Source organism: Streptomyces sp. NPDC001068 (genome assembly GCF_042897315.1).
GTDB lineage: Bacteria > Actinomycetota > Actinomycetes > Streptomycetales > Streptomycetaceae > Streptomyces.
Genome location: NZ_JBIAYD010000024.1, coordinates 17,511 through 33,493, shown reverse-complemented (window position 1 = coordinate 33,493; position 15,983 = coordinate 17,511). Strand labels below are relative to the sequence as shown.

General features: G+C 68.6%; 16 protein-coding genes and 1 pseudogene. 11 read left to right on the top strand and 6 right to left on the bottom strand.

Annotation, left to right across the window (positions count from 1 at the left end; translation table 11 throughout):
• Positions 1-84: 84 nt before the first annotated feature.
• The 3 genes and pseudogenes from ACFY3I_RS41395 to ACFY3I_RS41385 form a co-directional block, all read right to left on the bottom strand.
• Positions 85-633 (bottom strand): annotated as a pseudogene (locus tag ACFY3I_RS41395) (transposase); the annotation flags it as partial.
• 34 nt (positions 634-667) lie between these two features.
• Positions 668-985, bottom strand: coding sequence for a hypothetical protein (locus tag ACFY3I_RS41390; RefSeq protein ID WP_390866126.1), 318 nt, complete (start codon positions 983-985; stop codon positions 668-670).
• Positions 910-1,521 carry a transposase family protein gene (locus ACFY3I_RS41385; RefSeq protein WP_390866125.1) on the bottom strand — a complete coding sequence of 204 codons (612 nt, stop codon included), beginning with the start codon at positions 1,519-1,521 and terminating at the stop codon, positions 910-912. Before ACFY3I_RS41385 ends, ACFY3I_RS41390 begins: the two co-directional genes overlap by 76 nt.
• Positions 1,522-2,431: 910 nt before the next feature.
• On the opposite strand from ACFY3I_RS41385, the gene ACFY3I_RS41380 reads away from it, so the two are divergent.
• The 6 genes from ACFY3I_RS41380 (at position 2,432) to ACFY3I_RS41355 (ending at position 7,930) form a co-directional block, all read left to right on the top strand.
• Entirely contained in the window at positions 2,432-3,697 is a 1,266-nt protein-coding gene (locus tag ACFY3I_RS41380) for an AAA family ATPase (protein WP_390866124.1), read from the top strand.
• Complete coding sequence (locus ACFY3I_RS41375) at positions 3,694-4,899, top strand: ParB/RepB/Spo0J family partition protein (protein ID WP_390866123.1); 1,206 nt, start codon at positions 3,694-3,696, stop codon at positions 4,897-4,899. The genes ACFY3I_RS41380 and ACFY3I_RS41375 overlap by 4 nt, the downstream gene beginning before the upstream one ends.
• A gap of 746 nt (positions 4,900-5,645) precedes the next feature.
• Positions 5,646-6,098, top strand: a complete 453-nt coding sequence (locus tag ACFY3I_RS41370) for a MarR family transcriptional regulator (protein ID WP_390866122.1) — start codon at positions 5,646-5,648, stop codon at positions 6,096-6,098.
• Positions 6,095-6,406 carry a replication initiation protein, RepL2 gene (locus ACFY3I_RS41365; RefSeq protein WP_046730236.1) on the top strand — a complete coding sequence of 104 codons (312 nt, stop codon included), beginning with the start codon at positions 6,095-6,097 and terminating at the stop codon, positions 6,404-6,406. The genes ACFY3I_RS41370 and ACFY3I_RS41365 overlap by 4 nt, the downstream gene beginning before the upstream one ends.
• Positions 6,407-7,280: 874 nt before the next feature.
• Complete coding sequence (locus ACFY3I_RS41360; protein ID WP_390866121.1) at positions 7,281-7,706, top strand: Ohr family peroxiredoxin; 426 nt, start codon at positions 7,281-7,283, stop codon at positions 7,704-7,706.
• A 29-nt stretch (positions 7,707-7,735) separates the two neighbouring features.
• Positions 7,736-7,930 (top strand): hypothetical protein, encoded by a 195-nt coding sequence (locus ACFY3I_RS41355; protein WP_390866120.1) that lies wholly within the window; start codon positions 7,736-7,738, stop codon positions 7,928-7,930.
• Positions 7,931-8,046: 116 nt separating this feature from the next.
• Here the strand turns inward: ACFY3I_RS41355 and ACFY3I_RS41350 are convergent, their stop codons facing one another.
• Positions 8,047-8,958 carry an SGNH/GDSL hydrolase family protein gene (locus ACFY3I_RS41350; RefSeq protein WP_390866119.1) on the bottom strand — a complete coding sequence of 304 codons (912 nt, stop codon included), beginning with the start codon at positions 8,956-8,958 and terminating at the stop codon, positions 8,047-8,049.
• 321 nt (positions 8,959-9,279) lie between these two features.
• Here ACFY3I_RS41350 and ACFY3I_RS41345 point away from each other — a divergent pair, with 321 nt between their 5' ends.
• From ACFY3I_RS41345 to ACFY3I_RS41325, 5 genes are all read left to right on the top strand, one after another.
• Positions 9,280-9,726, top strand: coding sequence for a VOC family protein (locus tag ACFY3I_RS41345; protein ID WP_390866118.1), 447 nt, complete (start codon positions 9,280-9,282; stop codon positions 9,724-9,726).
• Between the two features lie 133 nt (positions 9,727-9,859).
• Positions 9,860-11,305: a dihydrolipoyl dehydrogenase family protein gene (locus ACFY3I_RS41340; protein WP_390866117.1), complete on the top strand. Its 1,446-nt coding sequence runs from the start codon at positions 9,860-9,862 to the stop codon at positions 11,303-11,305.
• On the top strand, positions 11,302-11,904 hold the full coding sequence (locus tag ACFY3I_RS41335; protein WP_390866116.1) for a GPP34 family phosphoprotein: 603 nt from the start codon (positions 11,302-11,304) through the stop codon (positions 11,902-11,904). Before ACFY3I_RS41340 ends, ACFY3I_RS41335 begins: the two co-directional genes overlap by 4 nt.
• A 240-nt stretch (positions 11,905-12,144) precedes the next feature.
• Entirely contained in the window at positions 12,145-13,191 is a 1,047-nt protein-coding gene (locus ACFY3I_RS41330) for a hypothetical protein (RefSeq protein ID WP_390866115.1), read from the top strand.
• 113 nt (positions 13,192-13,304) lie between these two features.
• Entirely contained in the window at positions 13,305-14,159 is an 855-nt protein-coding gene (locus ACFY3I_RS41325; protein ID WP_390866114.1) for an LLM class flavin-dependent oxidoreductase, read from the top strand.
• 142 nt (positions 14,160-14,301) lie between these two features.
• Here the strand turns inward: ACFY3I_RS41325 and ACFY3I_RS41320 are convergent, their stop codons facing one another.
• Positions 14,302-14,844 (bottom strand): hypothetical protein, encoded by a 543-nt coding sequence (locus ACFY3I_RS41320; protein ID WP_390866113.1) that lies wholly within the window; start codon positions 14,842-14,844, stop codon positions 14,302-14,304.
• Positions 14,845-15,129: 285 nt separating this feature from the next.
• A complete protein-coding gene (locus ACFY3I_RS41315; RefSeq protein WP_390866112.1) occupies positions 15,130-15,894 on the bottom strand; it encodes an MBL fold metallo-hydrolase in 765 nt (254 codons plus the stop codon).
• Positions 15,895-15,983 lie beyond the last annotated feature (89 nt).

The window sequence follows — 15,983 nt, the reverse complement described above, 5'->3', positions numbered from 1 at the left end:
TGCTGCCGTCGGCCCAGGTCCACAGCCACCGCCGCAGTGATGTGGTCGCGTGGCGCAGCCCGTCCTGGGGACGTTGACCCGACGAAGGACTCGTTTGCGCAGGAGTGGGAGCGAGGCCCGTCCATACCTCTGTCGTTTCAGCATTTTGATCCGGTTGACGTGTCCTTCGACGGGGCCGCTGCTCCAAGGCAGGGTGAGACCTGCAATGACGGCGTCCAGGTCTCGCTTGAGTCCGTCGCTGAAGGTGTGCAGGTGTGGCAGTCCGTTTGTGCGGACGGCGCGGATCCATGCCGGGAGATCGGAACCGGTGCGCTCGCACATCATGCGCGCGAAAGCGTGGACGTGGCTGCGGAGCGTGGCCAACTGCGGGCAGCGGGAGCGAAGGCCGTCGAGTTGTTGTTCCTCCTCGGCTCGTAGGTGTCCGGGATGACTCGTGATCCACGCGCTGAGGTCCTGGGTTTTTGGCCGGGGGACTGCTTGGGGAGTGCGGCCTGGGGAACCCCGGGCCTGGATCTCACGGAAGAGCGTGGAAGCGTTGGTGCAGCCCTGGTTCCAGCGGTTGATCAGGTAGGGGCGGTAGGCGGCCAGCCGGATGGCGCGGTCGGCGAGGGCGTCGGGGTTCTCGCAGCGCACGTAGCGGCGGGCGGTGTGGCGGGCCAGTCCCAGCTCACGTCCGATCACGCTGATCGTCCATCCCTGGGCCAGCAGGTCCTGGACCGCCCGGTAGCGTCCCCGCGTGCGGGTGACCAGCCACTTCTCGGCGCCGGTGTCCGGGTTGAGGGCGACATCGGGAGCTGCCGCCTGCGTGGGCCAGGTTGTCCCAGAGGTGCCACGCGGTGGCGACTTGTTGGGCCTGGGGTGCTCCGGCGCGCGCTGCCTCGGCATAGGCGCCGGCCCGGTCCCGGCAGATCATTTCGATGCCGGGGTGATCGGACAGCCAGGGGACCAGAGGTGCTTTCTCGCGGCCAGGAAGCAGGTCCAGCACGCGGTGCGAATCCTGGTCGACGAGCACGGTCCCGTATCGCCGGCCCGTCGGGTCGCGAAGTCGTCGACGCCGAGTACGCGCAGCACAGGCCGGGGAGGATCCCGTATCGCCATCACCACATTGAGCAGGGTGGTCCGGCTGATCAGGATGTTGAGGACAGCCGCGAGCCGGGCACCTGCCCGCCCTGCCAGGGCCAGAGCGATCGCCTGCACAATCTCGGCGGGGGCGACGGTGCGGCGGCCGTACCTCACGGTCAGCTCTGCCACCTGCTCCGCGAAGGTCCGACGGGCGCGGCGTCCGGCGTCGCAGAACAAGCGCCGGACACACGGGTCGATGACTACCGGGCGCCCGCCGACGCCGACGTCGGCCAGGCTCCGTCGATAGCGGCTGTACACCCGCCGAGCCGGAGTACCGCACTCGGGACAGGGCACGGCCCTGCCATCCCGGGTCCGGGCAACAAGCAGTACCTTTCCGTCCTCCACCCGCACTTGCTCCACGAGCACCGCGGCCAGGTAGGGAAAGAGCTGCTGCAACATCGCTTCACACCATTGCAGCGTCCTCCTGCCTCAACTGACGGGTCACCGGCGCAGGGCAGCACAGGCCAAGCGCACCGGCGGCGCAAGCCGCTCCGTTACCGCTTCACGAAAATCTCGGCTGATCCCATCGAGAATCGGGCCTTGTCCTCGTAGACGAGGCCGCCGCGAGCGCCGCCGCGGTCTATCTACGCTTGGCCAGGTCTCCTTCCCCCGCCCCGCCGCCCCGCCGCGTCGTCGCGTTCCACTGCCTGGCGGGCCGGCCTCTGGCAGGTCAGCCGTACGCCCCCGGCCCCCTGGTCAACTTCTGCTCGAGCACGGCGAACAGCTTGTCACCGAGCAGCGGAAAGGACGCGGCCCCTTGGAGGCCAAGGCTCTCGGCCCGTTCTGGGACCAGGTCGTGCGCCGGCGCTGTATGGGCCGGACACTGACTCGCAGGTGAGAACTCCCGAGCTCTCTCCGGTCTGGGCGCGCATCAGTACCTGGCTGCATCGTGCGCAGGTGATCGAGGGGAGCAGGACGAGACCCTCCAGGTCCTGTCGGGGCATGTCCGTGTCCTGGGGAGCCCGACTCCACCGGGACGCCGCAAGCAGAAAATCATGACTCTTGGGGACAGTCCCCGGTCTGATACGGAGGTTGTGCTTGATGTGAGGTGTGAACGGGTGGAGGGTGAGAGCCGTCAGACCTATTACGGCGTAATAGCTCTGACGCCCGCTCGTGAGGCGCGTGCCGTTGCTGTGGCGTCCTGGCCGGAGCGCGTGCGGGACGTGGGGGAGTAGGTCAACCGGGAAGCGAGTGAACTTACCGGACCTATTACGCCGTAATAGCGAGAGGAGGGCCCTCGCCAACACCGAGATGTACTAACTAACGTGTCGGTGCAACAGAAAACCCAAGACGTTAGTAAGGTAGCGCCATGAGTATGCCAGCCACCTCGAGCGACCGAGCCAAGGTCGTTTCCAAACTGCCGGGATGGCTCCGGCAGAACCTCAAGGTCAGAACCGCCCAACTCGGTATCGACATCCAGACTGCCGTCGAGCAGGGCATTGCCGCCTGGTGCGATCTCGCCTCCGCGACCGCCTCCGTGGACACCGGTGGGGCTGAGTCCTTCTCCACCTTTCTGCCCCCCGGGCAGTGGGAGGAGTTCCGAGGCATCAGCGAGGACCGACGTGTCTCTCTCATCCAGGGACTCGCCCAGTCCGTCCAGCTCTGGCTGGACACGAACCCGGCACCGGATGTGCAGCGTTCGGAAGTCACCCGCCGCGTCATCGTCTGTAATCAGAAGGGTGGGGTGGGCAAGACCGCCATCACCGCAGGCGTGGGGGAGGCACTGTCCGAAGACCCCCACCGACTGTTTCCGGTCCGCGTAGCCAAGGCTCTGACCGCAGCGATTCGCGACAGCGAGAGCCAGAACGGCACGGTCGAGACGGACAACGATCCGCTCGATGTCGAGAAGCTGCCCGGACACGGACTGCGCGTCCTTCTCGTCGACTTCGACCCCCAGTGTCACCTCACCAACCAACTGGGTGCCGCTCCCCTGGCGATGCATGGTGACAGCCTCACCAATCACATGGCCGGCGAGGCCAAAGGCGAACTGCGCGAGCTCATCGTCTCCGTCGACGAAGAGCACTTCGGTGGACGACTGCACCTCCTGCCCGCCTGCCACGACGCCTTTCTTCTCGACGTCCGTCTGTCGGCGGTACGTGCTCGCGAGAGCGCGCTGGAGCGGGCTCTGTTGCCGCTCGAAGCCGATTACGACGTCATCATCGTGGACTGCCCGCCGAGCCTCGGCTTGAGCATGGACGCGGCTGCCTACTACGGCCGGCGACGCGAAAGCGAGGGGCCGGGGCAGTCCGGAGCCCTCATCGTCGTTCAAGCGGAGGACAGTTCCGCGGATGCCTACGACCTGCTCACGAACCAGATAGAGGATCTCCGGAACGACCTGGCCCTCGACATCGACTACCTGGGCATCGTCGTCAACCTCTACGACAGCCGTCGCGGCTACATCGCCACGTCGTCCTTGCAGGGCTGGGTCGACATAAAGGATCCGAAGGTCGTCGGTCTCATCAGCGACCTCAAGGAGCAGAAGGAGGCCGTTCGCATGAAGCAGCCTCTGCTGAGTTACGCGCCCTCCTCACAGCAGGCTGTAGCCATGCGCGCACTGGCCCGGGAGATTTCATGAGCAAGGCCGACCAGTTGGGAGCCGGACGCTTCGGAGGAGGTGCTCGACCCGTCAGTGCCCGACGGGCTGCCATCGGTGCCGCGACCGGGGTTCCCACCGACGGGGTGGCTCCTCCGACTCGGCTGCCGGTCAAGCGGATCAGTCCCAATCCCGAGAACCCACGCACCAGCACGGGCGATCTCACTGAACTCGTTGGCAGCCTCCAGGAGCACGGTCAGAAGGCGGCCATCACGGTGATGAACCGTGACGCCTACCTCAGGGCCAACCCGAGCCGTGCGGGTGACCTCGAACCCGACACCACCCATGTGGTGGTGGACGGCAGCAGCCGACTGGCAGCCGCGCGCGAGGCGGGTCTCACCCATCTCAACGTCATGGTCGACGACGAGCAGGGGAGTGACGGCGACGCCATCCTCGAATCCGCGCTCGTCGCGAATATTCACCGTAATGACCTCGACCCCCTGGACGAGGCGCGCGCTCTGCAACGGCTACTCGCCATTCATGGCTCCCAGGTCAAGCTGGCCAAGCGGCTCCGCAAGTCCCAGGGATGGGTCTCGCAGCGTATTGCCCTGCTCAACCTGGCACCCGAACTCCAGGCCGTGGTCGGAGAAGAGCCCGTTGAGCTCCTGCGCTCGATCGCGAAGCTCCCCCAGGACCTTCAGGAATCCGGCCTTCAGGAACTCAAGGCCGAACGGGCGCGCAAGGAAGCCGAGCGGCGGCCTCCCGTGCCCGCTGCTCCCGACGATGAGTCCGCACCGGACCGCAACCCGGTTCAGGAGCCTCCGGTTCAGGAAAGCGTTCCCGAGGAGAACCTGGCCCGGGAGCTGGGGGAGGGGATCGACTTCCCCGATTCCCCTGAGCTGGAGGTCTCCCCGGTTCTCCCGGTTACTCCACGCCCTGAGGTCTCGGTGCCGCCGACCCGCGCGCCCGAACGTGAAGCGCCCCCTCGGTCCTCCGGTGTCCCCGTCTCCGCGGTCGAGACCCCGGAGACGGCCGAGTCGGCATCGCATGATTCGCCGCCGTCAGCGGACACCGAGCAGAGCCAGGGACAGTCACGGATTGCCCGGCAACTTCCCTATGACGACGGCTGGTACATCGCGATGCATCTCATCAAGAAGATGAACGACACCGAGTTCGACAAGATGCTGAGCATCCTCAACAAGCACCAGAGCGAGCGTCGAGGATCGCAGACAACGACTCCCTGACTCAGCCGTAGCCCATTACCGGGTACTGAACCGTGCACCTGTGGCCGACGCGAGCGATGGCTCGCGTCGGCCACAGGCGTTCTCGTACGCACGTCTCTCCGCGCTGGCGAGGTTCCGGCGCCCCGACGCGCGACTCAGGGCTGCAGCGGCCGCCGCTCCCGCTGGGCGATGACAAGCAAGAGACGTGGCTGGGCTCCCTGGGGGCTGACCGAGGCACACGCGCGCCCCGTGCCTCCGTGCCGGCACGTCGTGGCGGGCTTTCTGTGGTGCGGGAGCCGTGGGGGAGAGGGAGTCGTCGAAGGGGCATGCATCGGGGGGAACAGCGAGCCGAGGCAGCACGGAGAGCCCGGGACGGCGCTGTGGGAAGGGTAAGAGAGCGACAGCGTGAAAGCGTCTCTGACCTGCGGAAACAGGAGTCGTGACCCAGTTCGGCAGAACTGCCAGGCAGTTTCTGTGGCAGCGGAGGCAGATCCCAGGAACCCGGTACTCAGTCCGAGAGGACTGAGTACCACTGTTCTACGACAGCGGTACATTGACGTCACGTACATGTCTTTCCCGGGTGGCGATCCCCTTTTCCCCGGGACACTGCTACGGCCCGTCAGGGCTCGCCGATGCTTCTGACGGCACGCGACACGGCCGACAGGCGGAGTTCATTGACTTCCTGCTCATGTACGTTAAGTTCATCAAGGTGGCTCAATGACCGTCCCCAAGGAACAGTGCGGCAACAACCATGCACGGAGGGCCTGTTGGGAGCAGTACGCAGACTGGTCGACGCCGACACGGGTGAGCCGGTTCCCTATGCCCCGTACGCCTTCTCCGGTAGGCACACTCAGGTGGACAAGGCCAGGGTGGAAGCCATCACCGAGTCGAAAGCCTTCACCCCCAGCCAGAAGTTCCTCGTCCTCTGGTGGATCGGGGTGTCCCCGGAGGGGATGGAACCGTTGCGGGCCACCGGAGCCGACATGGCCAGAAGGGTGGGCATGTCGACCGACGCCGTCGGGAAGATCAACAGGAAGCTGACCAAGCACCGGGTTCTGGTTGTCCGTGGACGTATCGGGAACTACAACCTCTATCGCATCAGCCCCTACATCGCGTTCCATGGAACAGGCTTGGAACAGCGTGAAGCGGTGAAAGCATGTAATCCACCGGACATCCCGGGCTTTGACGAGAACACCCCAGCACGGTGGGAGGCAAAGTGACCAGTGACGACAAGCAGCAGAACCTGAGGCTGCTGGAGGCCACGGCCGGGATGACGGCCAATCAGCGTCTCGTCGTCATGCTCTACGCTCTGCACCCGACTGACCGCTCGGGTGCCGTTCTGGAGACGGCGGCTCAACTGGCCAAACTGGTCGGCATGGCGCCGCCCGTCTTCTCCAGAACCCGCAAACAGGTCATCGGGCTCGGCTGGCTGGAGGAGTCCGAGAAGATCGGGCACATCAGATACTACCGACTGACCCCGGGACGCCTGGGGGAGCGGGTCGTCGTCCCTCTCCGTCGGGCCACCTGACGCGTCCTGCTGATCGCCCCTCATGTACGTCAGGTCAATGAGGGGCGATCCATGAGACGCCATGCTTGCCACCCGGGTCATGACTCCCGGCAAGTGGGGCGTCCCTGCGGAGGTTGAACCTTCTGCTGGCGTGAGGAGGTCACTGCTCAACGGAATGGAACGAATCAGACATCTACGCTATATCTAGCGCCTGTTCGAACAGTTCGATTCTTCGCTCAGAACGATTCTCCCGGAAGCCGGCTCTGCGGCACCAAGGCGATATGAACATCTGAACGTCGCACGAGCGGCTCCCGGAGCCCCCGGTGAGCCACGAAGGAACGCCAGGGAAGCGCCGAGGGCGGCGATGTTCCTGAACTACGGTCCCTTCGGTCCCTTGCCTACTCGCGGCGCGTGTGGCGCACCTCTTCGGCGCCTGACCCATCAGTACCGTACACCAGACACATGTTTTCTGGGGTCACCTCGAAAACGTGTGTTTCTTGCGTAGGTGTGAGCGGCAGCACAGATCGCGTAACGTGTGCCTGTCATCACATGTTGCCCACGCCCCGGAAGGCCAGACGAACGGTGGGGCGGCTCCGACGGGCCGGCCTTGGCCGCCGGACAACTCGGATTCCCGCTGCCGTAGTAGGAGCCGGGCACCCGCGTTCCCGCGCGGGACCTCCGGCCGCATCGGGGCACAACCCCGGTGCGGCCGTTCGCCATTCAGGGTGCGGCGGCCGGACGTGATCCGGCCGGGCCGATCCGTGCAGAAATTAATCACCACCTTGACGGGTGACGGATGCTGCTGCCATGATCTCATCACCACCTCAACCGGTGACATGTGAAATGCACGGTGGGAGGGGTCCAAGATCATTTGATTCCGAAGGGGAGCACAGCCATGGCAGTCAGCTACACCGCCGTTGTCGACGTCGACGGAGAAGGCCGGAACGGCGGTCACGCCCGTTCCTCCGACGGTCTGCTGGAGACCGGCCTCGCCCTCCCGAAGGAACTCGGCGGCGCGGGCACCGCGACCAACCCCGAGCAGCTCCTTGCCGCGGGTTGGGCGGCCTGCTTCCTCGGTGCCCTCCGCCGTGCTGCCGCCCTTCGCAAGGTGCGGCTGACCAGCACCACGATCACGGCCGAGATCACTCTCACCCACGGTGACGACGGCGAGTTCTCGCTCTCCGCGGTACTCAACCCCGTTCTCGGCGGCGTCGACCAGGCCACCGCCGAGGAGCTGGCGCACGCGGCCCACCAGATCTGCCCGTACTCCAAGGCCACGCGCGACAACATCCCGGTCGTCATCAACGCCAGCGCCGCCTGAGCACGGAACGAACACAGGACATGGCCGCCATGACACACACCCACGTACGGAAATCCGGCCGTGTCCAAGCCGTATCCGAGGAGCAGGCCTCCGGGGAGACCTGGAGCCACGCGGAGCGGGACCGGTCCACCGACACTCGGGTACCCACCGACGCCCAGGTGTGGAACTGGGCGGAGAGCGTGGTGCTCTCGGGCTACGGCCCAGGGCCGGCCCGCTTTCTCTGACCCGTCCCGGGCCGGAAGGGGCGCCCCGCCTGTCGCGGACACGCGAGAGGGCCGACCCGGCACGGGAACGTGCCGGACCGGCCCGGGTACCAGGCGCTCGCGCTGCGCCAGGAAGGTCAGCGGTGCCAGGTGTGACGTGCGAGAGCGCTCTCGACGGCGGTGGCCATCGCGCTCTCACCCGCGGCGTTGGGGTGCACCGGCGCGGCCGGCGTCTCGGGGGCGAAGGTCTCGATCCAACGCTCGCCGGTGGGCTTGCAGAGGTCGTGACCGATCGTCGGCGTGTACGTGTTCACGTACCGCGCTCCGCTCTTACGGGCCTGGCCGGCCAGCATCGCGTTGAGCTCCTTCTCCTTGTCGCGGACCCAGGCGAAGTCGCCCATGGCCAGCGGCACGGTCTTGCTGGTGCAGCCCACGCCGTCGTCGGGGAAGAGGTCGGGGTAACCGACAACGACGACCTCGGCGTGCGGGGCGCGGTGCTTGATGCCGCGCAGCACCCGCGCGACCTTGGGCGCGGTCTGGTCGATCGCGTCCGAGATCTGGTCCGCCCCGGTACCCGTGTAGTGGGTCTGGCAGGGGGTGCCGGTCGGGTCGGTGGCCGTCAGCTGGGCACACGTGCCCAGCACGGTCGAGAAACCGATGTCGTTGCCGCCGACGGTGACGGTGACCAGGTCGGTTCCCCGTCCGAGGGCATCAAGCTGAGCCGCGACACCGTCGGTCTGGGAAGACCGCATGTCGGCGGTCGTCGCACCCGAGCAGCTGACGTCCGTCAGCGTCGCGCCCCGCGACTGTGCCACCAGCGAGGGGTAGTTCTGGCTGGAACGCAGGCAGGTCGCGTCGACCTGGGTGGGTACGAGCGGGGCGGAGGCGTAGGAGTCGCCCAGGGCGACGTAGTCCACCCGGCTCCGGCTCTCCGTGGTCGTGCTCGCCGCTGCCGTTCCGGCCGGGGCGAGCACCGCACCGGCGGAGAGGAGTGCGGCGCCCACCGTAAGTGCGCGTCCGGCGCGGGAGGCGGGAAGCAGTTTCCTCAAGATCTGTCCTTCCGTGATCGGTCGAGGGGCTCTGCTCGGAGCGGCTGCGTGGTGGCCCGGCAGGTGTGCCGATGCCCGGACTGCCGTACACCGAGAGCCAGTTGACTCAGAGCACCCATCCTTCACACGTATCCCAAGTCGTTCCGGTGCCGAAGGTGCCGGTAACGAATCGGTGAATCCTGCTCAAGGCCCCCGGGCCCCCGGGCCCCGGGTCCCGGAAACACACCGTCAGGTGACTGATGCCGGACGTGTCACCCGAGCCCGAGGGTGGGCCAAGGCCCAGGACTGAACGAACGAACCAACGAAAGCGAGAGCATCGCCATGGACATGAAGCTCGAAGTCGTCATTCTCCCGGTGTCCGACGTGGACCGTGCCAAGGGCTTCTACGTGGAGCGGCTCGGCTGGCGCCTCGACGCCGACTTCCCTATCAACGACGGCTACCGGATCGTGCAGGTGACCCCGCCCGGCTCCGAGTGCTCCATCATCTTCGGGCAGGGGCTCACCGGACAGGAACCGGGCACGCTGCACGGCCTTCAGCTCACCGTCACCGACATCGTCGGGGCGCAGAAGGAACTGGAGTCCCACGGCGTCGAGGTCGACGGCCCCTTCCGTGACGAGACCGGTGCCTTCCACCACGCGGACGGCACCCATCGGGTGCCCGGAGCGCACCCCGAGCGCGCCAGCTACGGCACCTTCGCTTCCTTCAAGGACCTCGACGGCAACGAGTGGTTCCTCCAGGAGGTCACCGAGCGCGCGCCCGGCCGCTGAGACCCGGTCCCGGCACGGTCGCCCCCCCCCGCCGCGCCGGGACCGTACCCGCCAGCCGGGTCACCCCCGTCCCACCGGCGTCCATCCGGCCGCCGTCCGGCCGTCCGGCCGCAATCCATCCACCGGAGGACACATGACGACCGACGACACCCGCACCTACGACGTCATCGTGATCGGCGCCGGGCCGGTCGGCGAGAACGTGGCGGACCGTACCGTCGCCGCAGGCCTGAGCACCGTCATCGTGGAGAGCGAACTGGTCGGTGGCGAATGCTCGTACTGGGCCTGTGAACCCAGCAAGGCACTGCTGCGCCCCGTTCTGTTCCGAGCTGACGCCGTGCACGTGCCCGGTTTCGATCCCGCCGTCGCGAACCCGCTGGACACCAAGGCCGTCCTGGCGCACCGCGACCGGATGTCCGCGGACTGGAAGGACGACGGCCAGGTCGAATGGCTCGCGTCGGCCGGCATCGAGCTGGTGCGCGGGCACGGACGGCTGGCGGGGGAGCGGGAGGTGACCGTGCGGACACCCGAGGGCGACACCGTCCGGCTGCGCGCCCGGCACGCCGTCGCCCTCTGCACCGGCAGCCGTGCCGCCCTGCCGAGTCTGCCCGGGATCGACACGGTGCGGCCCTGGACCAGCCGGGAGGCGACCAGTGCCCAGGAGCCGCCGCGGCGACTGGTGGTCGTCGGTGCGGGCGTGGTGGGTGTAGAGATGGCCACCGCGTGGCAGGGCCTGGGCAGCCAGGTGACCCTGCTCGCCCGTGAGCACGGACTACTGCCCCGCATGGAGCCGTTCGCCGGCGAACTCGTCACCGAACGGCTGCGAGAGGCGGGGGCCGACGTACGGTTCGGCACCGAGGTGGTCGCCGTCCGCCGGGACGGCGAGGGACCGGGGGAGGTGCGGGTCACGCTCGGGGACGGTGGTGAACTCGTCGCCGACGAGATCCTGTTCGCGACCGGCCGCGCGCCGAACTCGGCGGACGTCGGGCTCGACACCGTCGGGCTCACCCCGGGTCAGTGGCTCACCACCGACGACACTCTGACCGTCACCGCGGTACCGGGAGAGTGGCTGTACGCCGTCGGCGACGTCAACCGCCGGGCGCTCTTCACCCATCAGGGCAAGTACCAGGCCCGAGTCGCCGGTGCCGTCATCACCGCCCGCGCCCGGGGTGCGGAACTCGACACCGGCCGCTGGGCCGCACACAGCACCACGGCCGACATCGAGGCCGTCCCCGGTGTCGTCTTCACCGACCCCGAGGTGGCCGCCGTGGGGCTCACCACCGCCGAGGCCGAGCGCACCGGCCGCGCCGTCCAGGTCGTCGACTACGAGATAGGCCACCTTGCCGGCGCCCTCCAGTACCGCACCGACTACCGCGGCAGGGCCCGGATCCTCATCGACCGGGACCGTCGGGTCGTCGTGGGCGCGACGTTCGTCGGACCGGGCGTCGGCGAACTGCTGTACTCGGCCACCGTGGCGATTGCCGGCGAGGTGCCCGTGGAACGCCTGTGGCACGCCGTGCCCGCCTTTCCGACCATCAGCGAGGTGTGGCTGCGCCTGCTGGAGACGAGGAGGGACTCATGACCACCGCGCGCGACCTGGTGCTCGTCGTCCTCGGGCTGCCACCCGGACGGATCGTCGAGCAGGGCGATCTGTCGCTGGCCCTGGCCGGGGCCGAGGCTGTCGATCTCCTGGCGGCCGGGGCGCTGACCCTGGACGGCGACCGCATGGTGCCGGGTACCCGGGCACCGACGGGGGACCCGCTGCTGGACGCCGCGGCCGCCGCGCTCGTCCGGCACGAGCCGTACGAGACGGTCGAGGACTGGCTGTGGCGGCGAGGGCAGGAACTTGCCGCGGCCTACATGGAGGAGCTGGCACGGGCCGGGGCCGCCGTCCGCCCGCACCGGGGCCGCAGGCCGGCGATGCGGGTCACCGAGACCGTGCTCGCCGACACCCCGGAGCGTCGGCGAGCCGAGAACAGGCTCGTGTCGGGCGAGCCCGTCCTCACCGCCCTGACGGGAGTCCTGGAAGCCTGGGACGCACCCCCGGACGCCGAAGAACCGGCGGAGGAAGCTGTCACGACCGTGCTGGCCGCCGTCGGGAACGCGGTGACGGAACTGGAGGCGGTCCGGCTGCGCCGGGACGTCGAGCACGCCGCGTTCGACAACATCTGGCGGGCCTAGGGAACATCGGGCTGGCGCAGGACCTGGCCGCCAGTCCGTGCTCACAGCCCGCGGACCCGGCCGTCACGAGGCGGACCGGCATGTGCCGGCGGCACATGGGTATGCCGGCACATGCGGCGCCGGACACACGCCACGGCGGGGACACCTGTGGACACCAGTCGCCGAACGTGTCGTAACGGGTGGGTAGGATCAAAACACGTGTGAGTGAAGTGCTCATACCTATCCACTGGAGAAGGACGGATGGCCGGACTGAGTTATCGGCACCGGGTGGACGCCGGCCTGCGGAGCGGTGATCCGCAGGCCGTTCTGGACGTGGCGGTGGCCGCGTACGAGGCGAGCGCCGGCGACCTGCTGGCGGTGTGGGGCGGGGTGGTGCAGTATCTGGGCCGACAGCCCGCCGCGACGCGCGAGGCCCTGCTGCGGACGCTGCCCGGCCGCCACGCGTGCGCGCCCGTCGGATCCGGGCTCAGGCTTGGGCTGTTGCACCTCGCGGCGATCCTGGGACAAGGGCTGCCGCTCGATGTCCTGGCCGCCGAACGAAGGGAGACGATCCTCGCGCTCGGGGACCGCTGGGCGGTGAAGGACCACACCCGGCTGTATCTCGTCCGCACCGAACTCGCCACCGGCCGGGCCCTGCCGGCCGAGGTCGTCGCCACGGTACGCCGGTCCGCGAAGCTGACCTCGGATCCCGGCTGGGCAGCCCTGGCCGCACCGCTGACGAACCCCCTCCTCAACGTGGGGGAGCGGTGGGCGGACGAGGTCCTGGCCGAGCTGGGTGTCCTCGGCCCGGACTGGCAGGCTCTGGTGACGCACGCCGGGACCGTGCGGTCCGGCCGGCCCACGAGCGGATGGGACCGGGTAGGTGGTGAACTCCTCGCCCGGCTGGGTGAGGCCGAAGCGCATCGACGGATCCTGTCCTGGCTGCCCCTGGTCGGACTGGAAAGGACCCTCCCGCTGACCGGTCGGGTGCGCGGTGGGCCGGGCGGTGCCGACGGTCATCTCGATCCGTTCAACGCGGGATTCCTGCGGGGGCTCGTGCTGATGCTCTCCCTGACCGGCTCCGTGGAGGAGACGGTCCCGGCGCTGGGGCGGCTCGTCGACACCTGCCTGTACACGGCCTCACGTCAGGTGGGTCCGCGCAGCGCCAAGGTCGCCAACGCCGCTGTGGCCGCGCTGGGGCGCTTCGGCAGTTCCGCCGCGACGGCGGAACTGCGCCGCCTCGCCGGCCGGGCTACTTATGGCACCACCCGGCGCCTGATCGACCGCCGGCTCCTCCGGACGCGCTGACGCCTCTGCGTGAACCTTTTTCCCCCGCAGGACCGTCAAGGGGGAGGGGGAACGCAGGAAGCCCGGGGACAACAGGGGTGCCCGTCGGGCCGTCGTCAGGAGAGGTCACGCTTGTGAAGATCGGCATCGGGCTCCCCAACCAGGTCCGCGATGTCCGGCCCGGCACCGTTCCGGTCTGGGCCAGGACGGCGGAGGAAGCCGGATTCAGCTCGCTCGCCTCACTGGGCCGCATCGCCTACCCCGGCGTCATGGACACCGTCGCCCTCGCGGCGGCGGCGGGCGCCACCCGTGAGATCGCTCTGATCAGCACCCTGCTGCTCGCACCGGTCTGGCCCGCGGTGCTGCTGGCCAAGGAGGTGGCCGGCATCGACGCGGTCTCGGGCGGGCGGCTCACCCTCGGCCTCGGACTGGGTGGCAGGGCCGACGACTTCGTGGTGGAGGGGTGCGGCCCGCGGGGCACCGGGAAGCGGCTGGACCAGGACATCGAGACCTATCGAGCCGTATGGCGCGGGGAGGCCCTGCCCGGCTGCGAGAACCCGGCCGTGCCCGCCGGTACCCGTGAGGTGCCGATGCTCTTCGGGGGGACGGCGCAGGCGTCGTTCGACCGGGCCGCCCGGAAGGGCCGGGGGTACATCGGACCGTCCGCGCCGCCCGCGGCCCTCGGGCCGGCCTTCGAGCGCGCCCGTACGGCCTGGACAGCGGCGGGACGCGAGGGCACCCCGTACCTCGTCGCTCTCGCCTACTTCGTCCTGGGCGACGAGGACCGGGGCCGGGCCAACGTGTACGACTACTACCGTCCCGCCGGACCGGAGGGGGCCCGGGCGAGGGCGGCCGAGACGAGCGGGGGAGCCGCTGCCGTGCGTGCCACGGCCCGGGCCTTCGAGGAACTCGGCGTCGACGAACTCGTGTTCAATCCGACCGTGGACGATCGCGACGAGGTGGTCCGGCTGGCAGATGCGGTCTTGTAAGCAGAGCCTCCCGGCACACCGGTCCGAGGTGTCCCAGCCGTCCGGCATGGCGCATTGTGCCGCGCACGGCGCACACCGGGGTCCGGCCGGACCCCCGCGCCCGGGACGAGTGCAGAGGTCAGCCGTGGGTGCCCGGCGCCCGCTACTTCACCAGGGTGTACATGACGGAGCGCTGCTGCTTGTGCCGCTGGATGCGCCCCTTGGCAACCAGGGACTCAAGGGTGTTGCGCACCACCTGCGGTGTGGGGTTGCGGTCCGGGAACTTCTCCAGGAGCTCGTCCCGCAGTTCCTTCGCCAGACGTGGCTCGTCGGACGTGCCGAGCATGTCCGCCAGCAGATCCCCGAGCAGAGGCTGACGCGACTTCCCCTTCGCGCCGGCCTTCGCCGAGGTGTCCGCCGCAGTGCTCCCGGCCGCCGTCGAGCGCCGCGTGGTCGTACCGGCAGTGGCCTTCTTCGCCTTCGCCACGACAGGCTCGTCCTGCAACTGCTCGGGCAGGCGGGAAGCATCCGCGAAACCCTCGTACTGCTCGGCAAGGTTCAGGATGTCCGCCAGGAGGGACTCCTCCTGCTTCAACGCCGTGATCCGCTCCGTCAGCTCCTGCTGTCGTCGGCGGTTCTCTTCCAGGTCCGATGCGGCTTGTTCTACGTACCGCGATCGGAGCGTGGCGGCTGACTGGCTGGTCACAACCGTTCACTCCCTCGATATGGATGACGCTGCGCATGGTACCCACGCCGAGGGTGCCCTGCGGATAAGTGTCGACGCCAGACGGTTCGTCGGGCATGTTCACCCTTCACGATAAGCGCTAATGTGCCCGCACACGCAGAGTGCGCTGGCTTTTCTTCAGCCCTCCAAGGCCGATGACGCCACGGAGGGCGAGAGCTCCCCAAAAATACTGCCCGGTAAGTGTCTCGGTGAACCGCCCGGCTGTCGCTTGCGGGCTGCCGGACGTGTGTACGTGGAGCGGCTCCGTCACCGGGCGGCATGCCGACGAGCTGTTTCCAGGGCCTCCTTCACGAGGCCCTGGTGCACGGGGCCGTGACCAGGCAGAAGAAGGTCTGCGTCCAGGCCTTCGAGCGCGCTCAGGGAGTCGAGAGCCCGGTCCCTGTCGGTGTGGAACATCCCGGGCAGCAGCTGGGGTCCGTCGATCCGGGACGTGGGATGCGCGGTCACCAGCGCGTCCCCGGTGACCAGGATGCCGCTTCCGGGCAGGTGGTAGGCACAGTGACCCCTGGTGTGTCCTGGTGTGTGTACCGGAACGGGAGCTCCGGGCAGGTCGAGGGCGCCCTCGACAGGGAAGGCCCGCGGTTCGTCGACGGGGACGTGGGTGGTTCCGCCTGCCCGGAGTGCGTGGACGGCCCATGGCAGCACACCGGGCCGCCAGGCCTGTCCGAGCACCTGCCCGACGGACACCTGGTCGAGGAAGTCGCGGCGGGCATGCGGCACCTCCTCCCGGTGCATCAGGACGGGCACGCCGTACGTGGTCCTGAGATGTTCGGCCGCGCCGATGTGGTCGTTGTGCGCGTGCGTGATCAGGACGGCCGCCACGGAATGCGGCCCGAGGCCGACCGCCTGCAGCGAGGCCAGCACGGCGTCGCGGTCGCCGGGGTAACCGGTGTCGACCAGGGTGCAGCTGTCGCCGTCCTGCACGATGACCCAGTTGGTGTTGGAGCCGGTCACGGCATAGACGTCGTCCCGGACACGGACGATGCCGTCATCGCGCAGAAGCCTGGGCATGGCTGTCGCCATCCTCTCGAAGTGGGTGTCACGAAACCTACCTGAGGATCGCCCGACACATGTAAGGACACTTTGATCACACCTGGGCG